The sequence below is a fragment of the Paenibacillus sp. YYML68 genome (genome assembly GCF_027923405.1).
In the GTDB taxonomy this organism is placed as follows: Bacteria; Bacillota; Bacilli; order Paenibacillales; family NBRC-103111; genus Paenibacillus_G.
This window is the reverse complement of the sequence record NZ_BQYI01000001.1, coordinates 4,430,406-4,446,046: the sequence shown is the minus strand read 5'-3', so window position 1 is coordinate 4,446,046 and position 15,641 is coordinate 4,430,406. Positions and strand designations below refer to the sequence as shown.

Annotated in this window: 14 protein-coding genes; 8 read left to right on the top strand and 6 right to left on the bottom strand. The window is 56.7% G+C overall.

The genetic code is table 11. The features are described from left to right. Window positions 1-217: 217 nt before the first annotated feature. The 3 genes from PAE68_RS19920 to PAE68_RS19910 all read right to left on the bottom strand — a co-directional run bounded on the left by PAE68_RS19920 (window position 218) and on the right by PAE68_RS19910 (window position 4,077). On the bottom strand, window positions 218-427 hold the full coding sequence (locus tag PAE68_RS19920) for a KTSC domain-containing protein (protein WP_281889879.1): 210 nt from the start codon (window positions 425-427) through the stop codon (window positions 218-220). Window positions 428-630: 203 nt separating this feature from the next. After that, window positions 631-3,555 carry a 1,4-alpha-glucan branching protein domain-containing protein gene (locus tag PAE68_RS19915; protein WP_281889877.1) on the bottom strand — a complete coding sequence of 975 codons (2,925 nt, stop codon included), beginning with the start codon at window positions 3,553-3,555 and terminating at the stop codon, window positions 631-633. Between the two features lie 12 nt (window positions 3,556-3,567). Then, window positions 3,568-4,077 carry a DUF4912 domain-containing protein gene (locus tag PAE68_RS19910; RefSeq protein ID WP_281889875.1) on the bottom strand — a complete coding sequence of 170 codons (510 nt, stop codon included), beginning with the start codon at window positions 4,075-4,077 and terminating at the stop codon, window positions 3,568-3,570. A gap of 221 nt (window positions 4,078-4,298) precedes the next feature. Between PAE68_RS19910 and PAE68_RS19905 the strand changes: the two genes are divergently transcribed. The 7 genes from PAE68_RS19905 (at window position 4,299) to PAE68_RS19875 (ending at window position 12,075) form a co-directional block, all read left to right on the top strand. Continuing rightward, window positions 4,299-4,727: a hypothetical protein gene (locus PAE68_RS19905; RefSeq protein WP_281889873.1), complete on the top strand. Its 429-nt coding sequence runs from the start codon at window positions 4,299-4,301 to the stop codon at window positions 4,725-4,727. Window positions 4,728-5,003: 276 nt separating this feature from the next. Further along, the gene (sigI, locus tag PAE68_RS19900; protein WP_281889871.1) at window positions 5,004-5,807 is read left to right on the top strand and encodes an RNA polymerase sigma factor SigI; all 804 of its coding nucleotides are present in this window, start codon (window positions 5,004-5,006) and stop codon (window positions 5,805-5,807) included. Then, complete coding sequence (locus tag PAE68_RS19895) at window positions 5,800-7,344, top strand: anti-sigma factor domain-containing protein (RefSeq protein ID WP_281889869.1); 1,545 nt, start codon at window positions 5,800-5,802, stop codon at window positions 7,342-7,344. The genes sigI and PAE68_RS19895 overlap by 8 nt, the downstream gene beginning before the upstream one ends. A 304-nt stretch (window positions 7,345-7,648) precedes the next feature. Further along, window positions 7,649-7,954 (top strand): antibiotic biosynthesis monooxygenase family protein, encoded by a 306-nt coding sequence (locus PAE68_RS19890; RefSeq protein ID WP_281889867.1) that lies wholly within the window; start codon window positions 7,649-7,651, stop codon window positions 7,952-7,954. Further along, window positions 7,951-8,385, top strand: coding sequence for a hypothetical protein (locus PAE68_RS19885; protein ID WP_281889865.1), 435 nt, complete (start codon window positions 7,951-7,953; stop codon window positions 8,383-8,385). Before PAE68_RS19890 ends, PAE68_RS19885 begins: the two co-directional genes overlap by 4 nt. A 257-nt stretch (window positions 8,386-8,642) precedes the next feature. Then, a complete protein-coding gene (locus PAE68_RS19880) occupies window positions 8,643-9,674 on the top strand; it encodes an aldo/keto reductase (protein ID WP_281889863.1) in 1,032 nt (343 codons plus the stop codon). 769 nt (window positions 9,675-10,443) lie between these two features. Continuing rightward, on the top strand, window positions 10,444-12,075 hold the full coding sequence (locus PAE68_RS19875) for a leucyl aminopeptidase (protein ID WP_281889862.1): 1,632 nt from the start codon (window positions 10,444-10,446) through the stop codon (window positions 12,073-12,075). A 115-nt stretch (window positions 12,076-12,190) separates the two neighbouring features. Here PAE68_RS19875 and PAE68_RS19870 read toward each other — a convergent pair whose 3' ends face one another. Beyond that, window positions 12,191-12,760, bottom strand: a complete 570-nt coding sequence (locus PAE68_RS19870) for a hypothetical protein (RefSeq protein ID WP_281889861.1) — start codon at window positions 12,758-12,760, stop codon at window positions 12,191-12,193. Window positions 12,761-12,905: 145 nt separating this feature from the next. On the opposite strand from PAE68_RS19870, the gene PAE68_RS19865 reads away from it, so the two are divergent. Then, a complete protein-coding gene (locus PAE68_RS19865; RefSeq protein WP_281889858.1) occupies window positions 12,906-13,508 on the top strand; it encodes a sulfite oxidase-like oxidoreductase in 603 nt (200 codons plus the stop codon). A gap of 109 nt (window positions 13,509-13,617) precedes the next feature. On the opposite strand, the gene PAE68_RS19860 is transcribed toward PAE68_RS19865, so the two are convergent. Next, complete coding sequence (locus PAE68_RS19860) at window positions 13,618-14,370, bottom strand: esterase family protein (RefSeq protein WP_281889857.1); 753 nt, start codon at window positions 14,368-14,370, stop codon at window positions 13,618-13,620. Then, window positions 14,367-15,554 (bottom strand): ATP-grasp domain-containing protein, encoded by a 1,188-nt coding sequence (locus PAE68_RS19855; protein WP_281889855.1) that lies wholly within the window; start codon window positions 15,552-15,554, stop codon window positions 14,367-14,369. Before PAE68_RS19855 ends, PAE68_RS19860 begins: the two co-directional genes overlap by 4 nt. Window positions 15,555-15,641 lie beyond the last annotated feature (87 nt).

Below are 15,641 nucleotides of genomic sequence, written 5' to 3'. Positions count from 1 at the left end.
TCCACATCCTTCTTTATCCAGAATGCCTTCTTTTTTAAGATACCGTTTTATGCCAAGCCGGTCAATCCGTGAAAATGAATGAAAACGGATTCGCAGCCACATTATTTGTCGAAGGTATAGTTCCCTCATCCACTATTTCCATATACAGCGATTGCTATGCGACAAAAAAATAATCTCCCGGCACGCTGGGGAGATTAGGATCGGACTCCCGCAGCGGTCAGGCTTGAGGAGGGAAGTTAGGCCTAGCTGCCATTTTCATAATAAGGTCGTACCGGTTCGGAGATTGCAGCAGCATGTTGTACTGGTCGGGTGCAATATTCGTGCACGTATGCGTTTGCCCCGTGTAATACTGAATATGCATCTGTGACGCTTCGTCGTCGTACTGCACGTACTGGATCTGCTTGGAGCCAATCGGGATCAGCTTCATCCGTTCATCTCTCCTCTCGCTCTGTGGGATGTCCAATAAGCTGTAGTCCGACTCTGGTAGGCGAAGGGCTTACCGGTACAGACTGACTTGGTTATGGTTCATTGTATGTGCCCAGGGTGCTATTTAGAATGGATCCGGCCGCTGGCCGAAGCGCTCGGCCCACTCGGCGCGGGTGGCGAGTGGACCAGGCGCTGTCAAGCCGCCTAGGGCTTGACAGGTGCTGCGGGCAGCAGCTCATGCGTGAACTTGCGGTATTGCTCCCGGATGCTGTTCACGAGCTGCTCCCAGATGTAGCGCTGCTCGAGCTTGGCGAAGGCTCGCTCCGCCATCTGGCGTCCGAACTGTGGCTGCAGCAGCAGGTCGGTCACATGGTAGACGAGCGAGTCGACATGCCCAGGCAGCGCCTTGTAGCCGTCTACACCGTGCTCGATCATCTCGGCGAGTCCGCCGGTGTCCGACAGGACGAGCGGACGCTGATACATCATCGCCTCCAGCGCGACGATGCCGAATGGCTCGTACAGGCTCGGGATGACGCAGACGTCTGCGGCGCAGTAGTGCGTATGCTTCTGCTCCTTATGAGCGAAGCCTGTGAACCGGACGCGGTCGCCCAGATGAGCGGCCAGCTGCTTCAGCTCATTCTCCATCGGGCCTGCTCCGCTGATGTACAGCACCGTATTAGGCACCCGGCTCAGTATGCCTGGCATCGCATGGATGAGCGTCTGCACACCTTTCTCATGAACCAGTCGTCCGACGAAATAGAGCACGTGCTCGTGCTCGACCCCAAGCTCCCGCTTGGCGGCATCACGGTTGTGGCACGAGGTGGCCGCTTCCATCGCATCGGCGCGCTTCACACCGTTCGGGAAGACGAGCACCTTCGACTCCTCCTTATGGAACAGCTGCTGAATCTCATGCTTCATCGCCTGACTGCACACGAACACCTGCTCGGCATCGTATGCGAGGCCAGTCTCGAGCCGATGGATGTTACGGGATAGCTCGGTGCTAAGTCGTCCCTGATTGCGTCCCCACTCTGTGGCGTGAATCGTGCAGACAGCAGGAATGCCGTAGCTCAGCTTGATCTCGCGCAGCGTGTGATACACCATCCAGTCGTGCGCATGCAGCAGGTCGATGCGGCCGCCATGCTCCTTCCACTGCACGAGGTGGTCGATCATCGCAAGGTTCATCTCGAACGTCCAGTGGTAGAAGTCCGTCTCCGCCGAGTACAGCGGTGTCACGCGGTGGACGTACACGCCATTGCGCTTCTCGAAGGCCGGAGCGCCGTAGTGCGAGCTCGTCACGACGTGCACGATCTCGCCCTGTGCGGCCATCGCCTCCGCCAGATCGCATACGGCGCGGGACAGGCCGCCGACGTACTTGGGCGGATACTCCCAGGCGAGCAGGAACACGTTGGCGCGATCCTTCGTCTCCTGCAGAACGGTGCGCCATGTCGCCTCATCGCGGATCAGCTCAACAGGAGCCGTTCGGTAGATGCTCGCGTAGTCGCGGTAATCGATGTCCGGGAATATATTGTCCTTCTCCTCCAGCTCGGCGACGAACGCCTCATCCACATATCCATCCTCGATCTGGCTGCACAGCGCGCGGAAGCAGCCTAGATGGTTCTTCGTTCGCTTGCACGCGTAATCGACGACCGTCTTCGAGTCCATGATGAACGCCCAGTCGCTGCTTTGCGCCAGCATCAGCTCGCGGGCCGCCTGATTCAAGGCGCGCTTGAGCAGCGAGGCAGACAGCCGCGGACGACTCTCCAGATGCTCGTGCCGCGTTGCGAGCTGCACCATGCGTCCTTCCGCCTCGTGCAGATGGCGATAGATCCAGTCGTTGTCGCCCTGCAGCCATACCTCCGCCGAGCCGTTCCGTCCCCAGCTCGATTCGTTCAGCTTGCCTGTGTCGGCGATCGGATATTCGTTTAAATATTCAGAAGGCGTAATCATTTGCAGCTCGTGCTGATCGTGAAAAATTTTGCGGCACAGCATCTCGATCCATAACGGTCCTTCGTACCACCAATGTCCGAACAGCTCGGCGTCATACGGCGACACGATAATCGGCTTGCGGTCTAGATGCGCATCCCAATGCTCTGCCTGCTTCTGGCGGTTGAACATGAAATTGCCCGCATGCTCAGCCGCCCGCTCGCGAGCCCACTCGGGATTATACGGCTCGCGGTGCTTACCCTTACCCGTAATCCGGTAATACTTGATGCCTGTATTGACGCGCTCGTTCGTCGGCAGTACATATGGGCGAATATATTCCCACTCCTCTGCGCTGCCCCAGCCGAGATCCCAGCCGATGTCGCGGTAATATTCGCGGTAGTTGTAATCGCCCGGATAACCGTTCTCCGAGCTCCACACTTGCTGGGACGACTCCGGATCGCGCGGGAAGGCGGTGACGCCATACGGCGTCATGAGCGGGGCGAGCAGCTCGCGGTTCGGCCGCGGTGACGCATAGGCAACTGCCTTCGAATCGGCGAAAAAGTATTGCAGGCCGCATGACTTCAAGATGCGGTCCACTCCTGGCGTGTAGCCGCACTCCGGCAGCCAGATGCCCCGCGGCGAACGTCCCAGATGCTTCTCGTAATGGCGCACCGCCGTCTTAATCTGAGCGGTGATCGCTTCTTCCGTCCTCATCAGCGGCAGGAAGCCGTGTGTCGCCGCGCTGGTGACGATCTCGAGCTTGCCGAGGTCCTGGTAATGACGGAAGCGGGTAATGAGATTGCGGCCGCTCGACTCGTAGATCGCCTTCAGCTCACGGAACCGCTGCGCATACATACGGGCAAGCGGCTGCAGGCCCTGGTCCTGCTCCAGGCGATCGATCTCCCGTTCCGCCAGCTCGATCAGCTTGGCGAGATGGGCGGCATATCGCTCCTGCATGAGCCGGTCCGCCATCAGGGAGAGCAGTGTAGGCGTAAGGGACATCGTAATGCGGAAGTCAACGCCGTCATTCGTGAGTCGATCGAACACGTCGATGAGCGGCAGGTACGTCTCGGTCATCGCCTCGTAGAACCAGCGCTCCTCCATGTAGTCATCCCGGTCCGCATGGCGGATGTAAGGGAGATGAGCGTGTAGGACCAGGGAGAGATAGCCTTTAACCTCGGGTTTTGCCTTGATGCGGTTTATCATATTGGAGTGACCTCATTTCATACAGTTGGAGTAAGCGTTAAAGTTCTCGAAGTGCTGCGGCATCAAGCGCTGGAATAAGGCGATCGGGTGAGCAGCTTCATCGAACACCGGTACAAGCGGAGCTCCCCATGGCGCAGCGCTGTCACGTGCAGTAGCTGCACAATTGGAGCGAAGCAGCGTAATGAATTGTCGCTCGATCGAATACACACCGAGATCGACGAGATACGTAGCTCCTGGTGTAAGACCATGGATGTACCAATTGTTCGCTTCAGGCGTAACGTTGACATCGAAGTAGCTGTTCGCATTGCTTCCGTTGAAATAGACGCTCGTCACATCGTAGACGCGCAACGCCTTCGGCAGCGTACCGTAATCGCATTGGAAATGCTGCGAGCAGAGCCAGCGCTTCCGGTTCCCGATCTCCCAATACACATGCATGGAGTGGGAGTCGCGGGCCATTAATTGCAGCATGTCCTTCTCATAACGATCCGGCAGCTCATAACCGGAGGTTGGTGTTGCATTCACGTTACATGCCCCCTCGTATCTGGATTAACAATTTACATAATTTACAATGATGCTTGTAAATATACCGCTTTGAGCAAATTTTCGACATGTGATCACTAGACAAGCCAACATTTAACGGGTCGGGAGACAAGCGTCAAAAAAGGATTTTTGACAGTTGAAGTCGAATATATCGTGAAGTGGGTCTGCCGGAAGTGCAGGTAACAAAACAGGAGGCGAATGTGATGAGTTTTTGCTGCGGAGCCAGCATGTTGGGGACGAAGGGAACGTTGAAGCATATCAGAACGCAGATTCACAACGTGCCTCTGTTGTTTTGTCCGGTGTGCCACCGGGTTGAAGTGCATCATAGTGTGGAGAACGAGTACGAAATTTTAGCCGAGTACGCACATGGGGACGGCGCCCCTGAGGTCGACTTCGGAGAATATGTAGATCATCGCGATCAGACGGAGCTGTTCGAGAACTGCGTGAATCATGAGTATGAAGAGCCGCTCGACGTCGTCCGCAATCAGATCGATATGTCGCTCGACCTGCTGACTGTTGCCAAGGAGCTCGGAGACGTGGAGTGGGAGCAGCAGCTGAAGAAGCGGCTGCAGGTGCTCAATACGCGCAGGAACAAGCTCAAGAGCAAGAAGCCGCTGCGGGGCATGTCCTGATTCGGCTATATTGAATTCCATAGGCTCGTCCTATCATCGTCCCTTTGACCTGCGTCACCTCCTGTTAACCGGCTTATGAAGCTGTCCAGGCAGGAGGTGTGCGAGCAGGCTGTACATGCGCAGTCTCGGGCCGAGGGCTCGAAGCGTACCGTATGGCTGCAGGTGAGAGGGACGTTTTTTCCATTAATAACCTGATGCAGTATGTTACGGGATGATCGAAGTCAACCCCCGTAAACGATCGCAACGTCGCGAAAAAATTAGTGTGAGGTGGAACGGTTGCTGCTTGTTTTATTCAAGAGATTTCTCGGTAAACGACAGTCGCCGGACACGGAGGAGCAGCGCACTCCGGAGGAGATTGTATTACAGATTCAAGCAGGCGATATTCGACTGCGCAATCAATTCATTACGGACTACCAGCCTTATGTGGCCAAGGTCACAAGTCGCTTCTGCAAGCGTTATGTCGACCCGTCGAGGGACGATGAGTTCAGCATTGCGCTCGGTGCGTTCAATGAGGCGATCAATCAATTCTCCGCACAGGCCGGGCGTTCGTTCCTCGGCTTCTCGGAGCAGGTGATTCGCCGCCGGCTGATCGATTATGTGCGCAAGGAGCAGCGGTTCTCGGGGCAGGTTCCATACAGCACGTTCGACGTCGAGGATGAGGAGAACAATACGGTCAACCCGATTGAGGTTCATCAGGCGATCGAGCAGTTCGAGAAGCAGAAGGGTATTGACGAACGACGCAGTGAAATTGTCGACTTAAGTCGATGCTTGTCCGAATTCGGTATTAGGTTCGAGGAGCTCGTCGATGCATCTCCGAAGCATGACGACTCCCGGCAGTCTTTGCTGTTCATTGCACGCCAGCTGTCAGCACATCCGGAGCTGATGCGTACGATGCTGCAGAAGCGCATGCTGCCGATCAAGGAGCTGCTAGCGCTGGTGGACGTATCCAGGAAGACGCTGGAGCGCAATCGGAAGTTTATTATTGCTGTCGCTCTGATCTTTAACGGGCCATATCCGTACTTGAAGGATTACCTGCAGATTAGAGACGACGAGGAGGAAGGGAGGGACGCCCGTGCATAGAGGAATTGTGATGGAGATGACAGACCGGCATCTTATCATCATGCGGCCTGATGGCAAGTTTGATCGAATTTCGCGCAAGAAGCGCAGCTGCGAGGTCGGTGAGGAGATTGTATACACCGAGGATTCCGGTATTAATTGGCGGAGTCCCTCAATAGCAGGACGCTCGGCGATTGCGGCGGCTGTCGTGTTTTGCCTCGTGCTCTTCGCAAGCTTCAATGGCAAGCTCGGCAGTCCTGAGGTCGTCGCCTACATAACGATGGATATTAATCCTAGTGTCGAGATCGGAATTGACATTGAGGAGACGGTGCTGGAGCTGCGGGGGCTCAATGAGGACGGTATGGCTCTTGTTCAAGGAATCGATTACAAGGGGAAGAGTCTCGTGCAGGTGACCGAGGGGCTCCTCGATGAGGCTGAGCAAGGGCCGCTGGCGTCAGGTGAGGCGGATATCGTTATCGCGAGCACTGTCGTTGCTTCCGGGACTAAGATGAGCGATGAAGCGATTGTCGATAAAGTGAAGCAGCAGGTTACGAAGCATATCAAGACGACGCACCCGCAGCAGACCGAGCGATATCAGGTGACTGCCATCGCAGCACCGAAGGAAATACGGGAGGCGGCCAGCCAGAACGACGTATCTGCCGGTAAATACGCGATGTACCTGCACGCCAAGAGCAACGGTGCCGACGTGACGCTGGAGGAGCTGAAGAAGACCTCTGTCATGTCTGTTGTGAAAAATAAGCCGGAGGTCGCGGAGCTGATCAAGCAGGAGCCCATGCCATCTAAGGTGGATCTGAAGAAGCTCGTGGAGGAGGAGAAATCCGGCGAGCTCGACAAGAAGATAGCGGAGAAGAAAAGCTCGAGCTCGAATTCCAAATCAAGCACGAGCAGCAAGACCGGCTCCACCACGTCCTCCGGCAACTCCGGGTCCAAGTCGACAAGCACGAGCTCCAAGCCGGGTCAGACCGATAGCAAGGAGAAGGACGACGATAAGGACGACAAGGATGATGACCGCAAGACGAACAGCAGCGCGAAGCCGGGCAGTACGACAGGCACAACGTCCGGTGGCAGCACGAAGACCGATCCGAAGAAGCCTTCTACGGGCAACTCGAATGATCGGGATGACGATGATAAAGACGATGACGATAAGAAGAACAGTACGGGCAATTCGAAGGCCAGTCCTTCTGAGCAGAAGCCGGGAAGCAGTAAGCCCGGCACTTCGTCCTCTGGCGGCAACGGTAAGGATGACGACGATGACGACAAGAAGCCAGCGACCAATAACGGCAAGCAGTCGGAAAGCTCGAAGAAGGAAGAGGAGCGTAAGCGCGAGGAAGAAAAGCGTCTCGAAGAGCTAAGGAAGCAGGCTGAGGAGAAGAAGCAGCAGCTTGAAGAGGAATCACGCAAGAAGCAGGAAGATGCGCGGAAAAAGCAAGAGGAAGAGCGCAAGAAGCAGGAAGAGGCAAGGAAAAAGCAAGAGGAAGAGCGTAAGAAGCAGGAAGAGGCAAGGAAGAAGCAAGAGCAGCAGAAAAAGGACGATGATTAATGCAGCTTCTACGAATTGGACGAGTCCAGCGGCAAGCAGGCTGAGGACGATGTTCGGGACTAGAACGCATAGATTTGTCTCTGACTCACACCCCGTACAGGCCGATGGCTTGCTTCGGGGTGTTTTTTGTGGCTAGGCGTTACTTGTTGTGGAGCTGTTTCTTTGAAGTGAGCGTTGGGTGTTGGGGTAGGTTGCTTTTCCCCGTGCCGCACTATTGGTATGATGGGAAGAAGGATTCGATTCGAGGCTTACCATAACCGCTCCGACAAAGCTCGGAGGCTGTTATTTCAGGGGGAGATATAAAATGTACATTGTTCATTCGATTGTAGAGGTGCCTGAAGGGAAGGCAGAGGAGGTGATCGGCCTGTATCGGAATCGGTCGCGGCTCGTTGACAATGCGCCGGGCTTCATCGGCTTCCAGCTATGGCAGAGCGAGGCGAGCGCTGGGGAGCTGACGGTGCATATGCAGTGGGAGAGTAAGGAGCATTACTTGCGCTGGGTGACGAGTGATGATTTCAAGCGTATTCATGAGCTGGAGCGGAAATATCCGGACCAGGAGCTGGCCGCGATTATACCGACCGTTAAACGATACAAGGTGGTGGCGCAATGAGCGGCAATAGCGATCGCTTGGAGCACAGCACTGAAGGCGGAGAAGTGCAGCCAGGCATTCTTCATGAAGCGCACGAACGATTGGCCAGCCAAGTGACAGCCTCGATCTATGAGGCGAATCCGCAGCTGCTCGAGCGGTATGGGGAGCGGGGAAAGCAGAAGTGCTGGGAAGATAACGTGCATCATATGAAGCATCTGGATACCGCCTACCAGCTGTCCAATGAGGACGTATTCACGGACTATGCGCTGTGGCTGAACGGAATATTAGGTAGATTCGGCATGGGGCCGGAGCACTTGGTAGATAATTTCGAGCGAATCGCCGACGCACTGGATCGTGAGAGCTCCTTAAGCTCGGCTCGGGTGAGCGGCTACAAGACGCTGCTGCAGCGCGCGAATGAAGCGCTTCAGGTGGAGGCTCGCAAGCGTAGTTGAGCATGAACAATAGTGCAAGTAGAGAGGAGGTTCAGCTGTGGGAGCTGTTGAAGATCGAATCGCGCCTTGTTCCAGTACAAGCCGGCGCTGACGGTGATCTGTATGTGCTAATCTAAACGTGTACCACCTAGCGATCCTCTGTACCCTCGCTCCGGCTAGGGTGTAATTTCAGAATTGATCGACTATAATTGAGCAGTACTTATCTAGTCGTTAAGCGCTAGGCGCGATCAACTAACCGGGGAGGGGAAACGGACGTTATGCGTTACACAACTTTTGGGAAAACTGGATACAAGGTTTCTTCGTTAGGCTTTGGGGCGATGAATTTGCCGAGCGTTCCACTGGAGCAGGCGAGAGAGACACTCAATTATGCACTGGATCAAGGCATTAATTATATCGACACAGCGGCAGGCTATCGGAACAGTGAGGAGATCATCGGGGAATGCATCTCTCATAGGCGAGCTGATTATTTCCTCGCGACGAAGACGGCGAAGCGGGATTATAAGTCTGCGATGGAAGAGATGCAGCGCAGCATGGAACGGATGAAGACGGACGTCATCGATCTGCTGCAAATTCATTATGTAAACAGACCGCAGGAGTTCAAGGACGCGATGGCGGAGGACGGCGCTTACCAAGCAGCGCTGGAGCTGAAGCGCAAGGGTCATATCCGGTTCATCGGCATTACGGGTCATCGTCCGGACCTGCTCGTGAAGTGGATTCAGAAGGAGCAGTTCGATCAGGTGCTGTTCCATCTCAGTCTCGCACAGCCGTTCGCGCTGGATGAGCTCATTCCGGAGCTGACGCGCTTGGATATGGGCAAGACGGCGATGAAGCCGCTGTCCGGCGGCTTTATTCAGCCTGTCGATAAGGCGCTTCGTTATCCGTTCAGTCAAAATGTACACGTGACCATCTCCGGTATGGTCAGTGTGGACGAAGTGAAGGAGAACATCGCGGCGATGCGTACGGCGGTCGGCGATGAGGAGCGTGCGGAGCTGGAGCAGCTGGCGTCCGAGCTCGGTGAGCACAATTGCCGCCGCTGTAACTATTGCCAGTGTCCGGTCGGCATCGCGATCCCGGACATTATGATCTCAAGTCAAGTACGCAAGACGTTCGGTCTGCTGCCCAAGGGTGACGGCTTCTACCAGAAGAACAAGGAGAAGATTCTGTCCTGTGCCGATCATGAGCCCTGTAAGGAGAAGCCGCTGTGCGAGCCGCTCTGTCCGTATGACCTGCCGATGCGCGAGGTTGTGATGGCGGCTTCGGATTATTATAAGGTGGGGGATCGGCTGTAAGGCATTGCGAGGCTGTGGAGCGAGCGGATAGCGCACGGAAGGTGCGTTAACGAGGGCGAGCGAGTGAGTGAGAGGCCGTGGAGTGAACGGATAGCGCACGGAAGGTGCGCTAACGCAGGTGAGCGAGTGAGTGAGAGGCCGTGGAGTGAACGGATAGCGCACGCAAGGTGCGCTAACGCAGGTGAGCGAGCGAGTGTGAGGCCGAGGAGTGCGCGGATAGCGCACGAAAGGTGCGCTAATGCGGTTGAGCGAGCGAGTGAGAGGCCGAGGAGTGAGCGGATAGCGCACGAAAGGTGCGCTAACACAGGTGAGCGAGCGAGTGAGAGGCCGTGGAGTGAACGGATAGCGCACGAAAGGTGCGCTAACGCAGGTGAGCGAGCGAGTGAGAGGCCGAGGAGTGAGCGGATAGCGCACGAAAGGTGCGCTAATGCGGTTGAGCGAGCGAGTGAGAGGCCGAGGAGTGAGCGGATAGCGCACGAAAGGTGCACTAACGCAGGTGAGCGAGCGAGTGAGAGGCCGTGGAGTGAACGGATAGCGCACGAAAGGTGCGCTAATGCGGTTGAGCGAGCGAGTGAGAGGCCGAGGAGTGAGCGGATAGCGCACGAAAGGTGCGCTAATGCGGTTGAGCGAGCGAGTGAGAGGCCGAGGAGTGAGCGGATAGCGCACGAAAGGTGCGCTAATGCGGTTGAGCGAGCGAGTGAGTGAGAGGCCGTGGAGTGAGCGGAGCCTCTAGCCGCTAATAGGCTAATGTTGAAGAGGAGTGCTGCGAATGGATGCTTATGCGCAATATGTAACGCAGGAGCTGCAGCTGCGCATCGAGCTGCAGCCGCTGGAGGCGTCGGAGGCGGAGTCCGACGCACTGGTGTTGTTCGTGACCCGCGAGGAGCTGCTCGCGGGCAGCTGGGCAGCGGAGGCCGGCGTAGACGTGCCGGCTCCGCTGCAGGAGACGGTCCGCGCTCTCGCTGCGCGCGGACAGTTCACGGCCGGCCTCGGGGAGACCGAGGCCGTGTACACGTGCGGCCTGATGGCGAAGCATCAGGCCCTATTGCTGTGCGGGCTCGGCGAAGCCGCCCGCACGAGCGGCGCCGCCGGCTGGCGCAGCGCCGGCGTCTACGCGGCCCGCAAGGCGCTCAGCCTCCGGCTGGAGCGCCTTGCGGCGCCGCTGCCGCGCGCGAACGCGGAGCGCGCGGATGAGCTGCGCGAGCGCGTGCAGGCGCTCGCGGAAGGGCTGTGGCTCGGCAGCTACCGCATGCCGAGCTATGCCCGCGGCAGCGCCGGCGGCGGGGAGGGCGATGCCCCGCCGCCGGCGCTGCGCAGCGTCGCGCTGCTGGCCGCAGGCAGCGCGGACGAGCCCGGCCTCGCGCAGGCGCTCGAGGCCGCAGAGGCGATCGCTCTCGCCGTATATACGGCGAGAGACTTAACCAACCTGCCCGGCAATTACCTCGGGCCGGCAGAGCTGGCGGGGGCGGCGGTGAGCCTCGCCGCCCGCTACGGGCTCGCTTGCACCGTGCTCGAGGAGCAAGCGATCCGCGAGCACGGCATGGGCGGCCTCGCCGCTGTCGGTCAAGGCAGCGTGAACCCGCCGCGGATGATCGCCATCCGCTACGAGGGCGCGCCTGAAGGCGACGAATCCGATCCTTCTGATCCGTCCGCCCCGTCACACCCGTCCGAGGTGCTCGGCCTGGTCGGCAAGGGAATCACCTTCGACACAGGCGGCATCTCCCTCAAGAAGCCGGAGGGGATGGAGGAGATGGTCAGCGACATGGGTGGTGCGGCGGTACTGCTCGGCCTCGTCCATGTGCTCGGCCGCCTGAAGCCGGCCGTCAACGTCGTCATCGTCATCCCGGCTGCCGAAAATATGCCGTCGGGCACAGCGTTCAAGCCCGGCGACATCGTGACGCTGATGAACGGACAGACGGTTGAGGTGCTCAACACGGACGCCGAGGGCCGAATAGTGCTCGCCGACGGCGTGCTGTATGCGAAGCAGCTCGGCGCGACGAAGCTGATCGACGTGGCGACGCTGACTGGAGCGGTGCTCGTCTCCTTCGCGGATGTGGCGACCGGGGCCGTAACGAACAATGACAGTCTGCTGCAGCACGTGCTCGACGCCGCGCGGAACGCGGATGAGAAGGTGTGGCCGCTGCCGAATTACCCCGAGTATCGGGACATGCTCAAGAGCCGCATCGCAGACATTAAGAATGCGACCGGACGGGATCGGTGGGCCGGCTGTATTACGGGCGGCTTGTTTATCGGATTTTTCGCCGAGGATACGCCTTGGGTGCATCTGGACACGGGCGGTACCGCATGGCTGTGGAGCGAGCGCGGAACGGAGCCGGCAGGCGGCACAGGGGCGATGGTGCGGACACTCGCCGCCTATATCGTTCAGTCTTCATCGACCTGAGTGACGATCAGCACGAAATAAAAAGCAGAGGTCTCACGCGCCCATCGGCGGCGCGTTCCTCTGCTTTTGCCATACAACCTATGCAAATCATTCAGCCGATCCAACCGTATGACAGTCAAGCCTGCATCTGGTTGCCCTTGCGGACGACGGGAGCGGCGCTCGACATGTGCTGGATCGCCAGCTGCTCGACGTCGCGAAGCTGCAGGACGAGCTGCGTAATCTCGCTCGTGGTGACGGACATCCCGGCGGTTCGGTCGGCCAGATGCTCCAGATTGATGCCGATCCAGCCTGACTTGCGCGGATGCGCCGTCAGATCGTAGGGGAGGACGGCCAGCGAAGCTGGCGTGAAGTCGCCAGCTGCTGTCGCTGCAGTCTGCTCTCGCGTCAAGCTGTCGAGATGGAAATACAGCACCTTGCTCTTCTTCCACTGGACGTAGCCGGCAGGGAACGTAATCGTGAGCTTGCCATGCTCGCCCGTATGGTGAACAACAAGGCGAACGTTCTTCTTATGCTTGCCGCGTATGTATTGATGCTTCTCGGTATCCGGCAGCCAGAGCACGATGAGAATCGGCAAGGCGCTGGCAATGTGTAAATAATAAGTCGATTCATAGGCGATCGCCAAGACGACGAACGCAATAAATAGTAAGGTTGAGCCAATCAGCATGGCTATCTTCCACTTGGACATTCGAATAATTCCTCCACACCCATATAAGCCGAAGTAGGCGGATGAAGCTGCGCCACCCTTAATATTACCACATCATGGGCAGGCTTGTAAGCTGTGTAGATCGCGAGGCGCGTAAACTTTTTATGAACAAAAAGGAGGGGATTTTATGAACAGCAACGAGCATTCTATCGCTCCTCGACCGGAGGAGGACCGCGTTCCACCCGGACAGACGTTGACGGACGGCTTCCCGGTGCTTCATTACGGTCAGACGCCGCACTATCGGGACCTAAGCAAGTGGGACTTCCGTATATTCGGGCTCGTCGAGGAGGACGTCGTCTTCCGCTACGAGGAGTTCATGGCGCTGCCGATGCGTGAGTTCAGGAACGACATCCATTGCGTGACGACCTGGTCGAAGCTGGACAACGTCTGGGAGGGCATCGCCGTATCGACCGTCATGGAACGTGTGAAGCTGAAGCCGGAGGCGAAATACGTCATGCTGCATGCCGAGCATGGCTGGTCGACGAACCTGCCGCTGGAGGACTTCCTCATGGAGACGTCGTTCTTCGGCATCAAGCATAACGGCGAGCCATTGACGCCCGACCACGGCTACCCGCTGAGGATGGTCGTCCCGCATCTGTACTTCTGGAAGAGTGCGAAGTGGCTACGCGGCATCGAGTTCATGGCCACCGACAAGCCGGGCTTCTGGGAGCGCAACGGGTATCATATGTACGGAGATCCGTGGCGGGAGCAGCGGTACGACTTCGACTAAGCGGCTCCTCTCCTCGCAGCTGAAGTCCCTAATGCGATCCACGCACGTGTTCACCCCACGCCTGAACAATACGCAAAGAGCCGTCGGACCGGACGGCTCTCGTTCTTTTTTAACCCATAAGCTGGTCCATGTAATGTCGAATCTGCTTCCGCCACCAGTGCCAGTCATGACTGACATCGTGGCCCCAGAAGTCGACCGTAGCGGGAACGTGCTTGCTGTGCAGCACCTCCTTGAGCTTCTGCGTCTCCGTTCGCATTAAGTCCTCATACGCGCCTTGTCCGGTGCAGACGAAGATGCGGCTGTTGCGATATGGCGTCAAGTAGGCCTCGTCCTCTAGATTGCTCAAGTAATGAAGCGGCGAGTGGAAGTAGGAGGAGGCCGGAATATGCTCACCGAAGAAGCGATTCATCGAATACAAGCCACTTAACGCGATTAAGCTATCGAAATATTGCGGGTGGCGAAAAAACACATTAGCGCTATGATAAGCGCCCAGCGAGCAGCCTGTCGCGAGCAGCTTCTGTGCGTGTCCATCGTTGTTGGCCTTGCTCTGCTCAAGAATGGAAGGGATGAGCTCGCGGCTAATGTAGGCATCGTATTGGTCGTGGCGCTTCATCCGCTCGTCAGCTGATCGGCCGTCGGCATAGAACGTCTCCTCATCAATGCTGTCACACGTCCACACTTGAAGGCGTCCTTGCTCGATGTAGGGGGCGAGCTCGCCGATCATGCCGCAGTCCTCGTATTGATAGAACCGTCCGCAGGAGGTCGGGAATACGAGAACGGGCTTGCCTTGATGTCCGTATACTTTGTACTCCATGTTCCGATTCAGGCTGCTGCTGTATACGTTATGATAGGTCACATTCATGAGAACACCTCGACTTTGTTTTTCACCGCTTGGATGTAGGCTGCAATTCGTTTCACTTCATCGTAGTCGGTCGAACGGAATTGGTACGCATAATTGCCTCTTGAACGGCTCTGTGCATCGGTGATGCTGTCATGATGGACGATCTCATACGGGTACCGCTGCATGATCTCTTCATGCTCATGCTCATAGTCGAGGTGATTCTTGCGGCTGGCGAATCCGGTATAATACGTTCCGGTCGGAGGCTCCTCGACTTGATGATGAACGACCATATCCGCCCAGATCCGGTATATGTCCATATCGTAGCTGTAATTGATCGCATCGGTCATCCACGTGCCTGGCGGCCTCATGTTGACCTCTAGCGCTATAATTTGACCATCGGCCTTCGATCGGAAGAACTCGAGATGAAAGAACCGCTCCTTAATTCCATACGTTCGAATAATGCGCCTCCCGGCCTCCTCGATCTCCTTGCTGACTTCCTTTAAGCAGTAATAGCTGAAGTGATAGCCCGAATTGACAGCGTCCATGATGCTGTAGGGGAATTCGTGGCTAGCTGCAAATACGATCTCACCATCTCTATTCACAAGACCGTCATACGTCTGCAGGATGCCATCGATATAAGGCTGCATAATAAACTCGACGTCGGCCGGCTTCGTCTGCAGAAACTGCTCGAGCTCCGAGGTGTCCGTAATTTTATAGGTCAGGCTAGCACCTACCCCTTGATTCGGCTTCACGACGACGGGATAGCCGACCTTGTCGATAAATTTGTTCGCCTTCGCTCGAGTGAGCTTCGTGATAGAAGGAATCGACGCGACGCCGCTTTTTTTGAAAAAGGTCTCCATCTTCGACTTCTGCTTCAGATTAGCGATGAAATCGAGCTTCGTTCCGAAAATGTTGAAGTCGGTTCGGATCTGAGCTTCAAGCTCTAACCAGTGCTCGTTCAGTGACTCGAACCGGTCGATCTTCCCATATTTATGCGTGTAATAACCGGTTGCGCGTAATACCTCGTCGTAATTGTCCAGACGATCGATCTTGATATATTCGGTAAGCGACTGCTTCAGCGTCTCGTTCAGCGTGTGGTAGTCCGCATCCCCGATGCCAAGCACATTGACTCCGAAGCTTTTCAGGTGAAAGCAAAATGATGTGCAGTAACCTGGAAAATTCGGCGAGAAAAAAATAAAGTTCATCCTTCTTCCCCCCCCTAAACACTAAACAGCGATCACTTCAAATCATATCCTCATCCTTCCAACGATTCAAGAAAATGAATTGTAAAG

Excerpts from the sequence above, each read along its gene's own strand:
- PAE68_RS19885 (WP_281889865.1), top strand. The coding sequence starts at position 7,951 with ATGAGCGGCAATAGCGATCGCTTGGAGCACAGCACTGAAGGCGGAGAA.
- PAE68_RS19920 (WP_281889879.1), bottom strand. The coding sequence starts at position 427 with ATGAAGCTGATCCCGATTGGCTCCAAGCAGATCCAGTACGTGCAGTAC.
- PAE68_RS19890 (WP_281889867.1), top strand. The coding sequence starts at position 7,649 with ATGTACATTGTTCATTCGATTGTAGAGGTGCCTGAAGGGAAGGCAGAG.
- PAE68_RS19875 (WP_281889862.1), top strand. The coding sequence starts at position 10,444 with ATGGATGCTTATGCGCAATATGTAACGCAGGAGCTGCAGCTGCGCATC.
- PAE68_RS19855 (WP_281889855.1), bottom strand. The coding sequence starts at position 15,554 with ATGAACTTTATTTTTTTCTCGCCGAATTTTCCAGGTTACTGCACATCA.
- PAE68_RS19865 (WP_281889858.1), top strand. The coding sequence starts at position 12,906 with ATGAACAGCAACGAGCATTCTATCGCTCCTCGACCGGAGGAGGACCGC.
- PAE68_RS19915 (WP_281889877.1), bottom strand. The coding sequence starts at position 3,555 with ATGATAAACCGCATCAAGGCAAAACCCGAGGTTAAAGGCTATCTCTCC.
- PAE68_RS19870 (WP_281889861.1), bottom strand. The coding sequence starts at position 12,760 with ATGTCCAAGTGGAAGATAGCCATGCTGATTGGCTCAACCTTACTATTT.
- PAE68_RS19905 (WP_281889873.1), top strand. The coding sequence starts at position 4,299 with ATGAGTTTTTGCTGCGGAGCCAGCATGTTGGGGACGAAGGGAACGTTG.
- PAE68_RS19860 (WP_281889857.1), bottom strand. The coding sequence starts at position 14,370 with ATGAATGTGACCTATCATAACGTATACAGCAGCAGCCTGAATCGGAAC.
- PAE68_RS19880 (WP_281889863.1), top strand. The coding sequence starts at position 8,643 with ATGCGTTACACAACTTTTGGGAAAACTGGATACAAGGTTTCTTCGTTA.